This is a genomic window from Rhodococcus sp. T2V (assembly GCF_029269925.1).
GTDB classification, from domain to species: domain Bacteria; phylum Actinomycetota; class Actinomycetes; order Mycobacteriales; family Mycobacteriaceae; genus Rhodococcus_F; species Rhodococcus_F koreensis.
The window spans coordinates 1-1,832 of sequence record NZ_JARJBD010000261.1; the positions used below are offsets into that span (position 1 = coordinate 1).

The window sequence follows — 1,832 nt, forward strand, 5'->3', positions numbered from 1 at the left end:
CTAGAAGCTGCATTAATGAATCGGCCAACGCGCGGGGAGAGGCGGTTTGCGTATTGGGCGCTCTTCCGCTTCCTCGCTCACTGACTCGCTGCGCTCGGTCGTTCGGCTGCGGCGAGCGGTATCAGCTCACTCAAAGGCGGTAATACGGTTATCCACAGAATCAGGGGATAACGCAGGAAAGAACATGTGAGCAAAAGGCCAGCAAAAGGCCAGGAACCGTAAAAAGGCCGCGTTGCTGGCGTTTTTCCATAGGCTCCGCCCCCCTGACGAGCATCACAAAAATCGACGCTCAAGTCAGAGGTGGCGAAACCCGACAGGACTATAAAGATACCAGGCGTTTCCCCCTGGAAGCTCCCTCGTGCGCTCTCCTGTTCCGACCCTGCCGCTTACCGGATACCTGTCCGCCTTTCTCCCTTCGGGAAGCGTGGCGCTTTCTCATAGCTCACGCTGTAGGTATCTCAGTTCGGTGTAGGTCGTTCGCTCCAAGCTGGGCTGTGTGCACGAACCCCCCGTTCAGCCCGACCGCTGCGCCTTATCCGGTAACTATCGTCTTGAGTCCAACCCGGTAAGACACGACTTATCGCCACTGGCAGCAGCCACTGGTAACAGGATTAGCAGAGCGAGGTATGTAGGCGGTGCTACAGAGTTCTTGAAGTGGTGGCCTAACTACGGCTACACTAGAAGAACAGTATTTGGTATCTGCGCTCTGCTGAAGCCAGTTACCTTCGGAAAAAGAGTTGGTAGCTCTTGATCCGGCAAACAAACCACCGCTGGTAGCGGTGGTTTTTTTGTTTGCAAGCAGCAGATTACGCGCAGAAAAAAAGGATCTCAAGAAGATCCTTTGATCTTTTCTACGGGGTCTGACGCTCAGTGGAACGAAAACTCACGTTAAGGGATTTTGGTCATGAACAATAAAACTGTCTGCTTACATAAACAGTAATACAAGGGGTGTTATGAGCCATATTCAACGGGAAACGTCTTGCTCTAGGCCGCGATTAAATTCCAACATGGATGCTGATTTATATGGGTATAAATGGGCTCGCGATAATGTCGGGCAATCAGGTGCGACAATCTATCGATTGTATGGGAAGCCCGATGCGCCAGAGTTGTTTCTGAAACATGGCAAAGGTAGCGTTGCCAATGATGTTACAGATGAGATGGTCAGACTAAACTGGCTGACGGAATTTATGCCTCTTCCGACCATCAAGCATTTTATCCGTACTCCTGATGATGCATGGTTACTCACCACTGCGATCCCCGGGAAAACAGCATTCCAGGTATTAGAAGAATATCCTGATTCAGGTGAAAATATTGTTGATGCGCTGGCAGTGTTCCTGCGCCGGTTGCATTCGATTCCTGTTTGTAATTGTCCTTTTAACAGCGATCGCGTATTTCGTCTCGCTCAGGCGCAATCACGAATGAATAACGGTTTGGTTGATGCGAGTGATTTTGATGACGAGCGTAATGGCTGGCCTGTTGAACAAGTCTGGAAAGAAATGCATAAACTTTTGCCATTCTCACCGGATTCAGTCGTCACTCATGGTGATTTCTCACTTGATAACCTTATTTTTGACGAGGGGAAATTAATAGGTTGTATTGATGTTGGACGAGTCGGAATCGCAGACCGATACCAGGATCTTGCCATCCTATGGAACTGCCTCGGTGAGTTTTCTCCTTCATTACAGAAACGGCTTTTTCAAAAATATGGTATTGATAATCCTGATATGAATAAATTGCAGTTTCATTTGATGCTCGATGAGTTTTTCTAAGAATTAATTCATGAGCGGATACATATTTGAATGTATTTAGAAAAATAAACAAATAGGGGTTCC

General features: G+C 48.0%; 1 protein-coding gene. It reads left to right on the forward strand.

Annotated elements, in window-relative coordinates; genetic code table 11:
• The first annotated feature begins 953 nt into the window (after positions 1-953).
• The gene (locus tag P3H15_RS53735; protein ID WP_000018329.1) at positions 954-1,769 is read left to right on the forward strand and encodes an aminoglycoside O-phosphotransferase APH(3')-Ia; all 816 of its coding nucleotides are present in this window, start codon (positions 954-956) and stop codon (positions 1,767-1,769) included.
• Positions 1,770-1,832 lie beyond the last annotated feature (63 nt).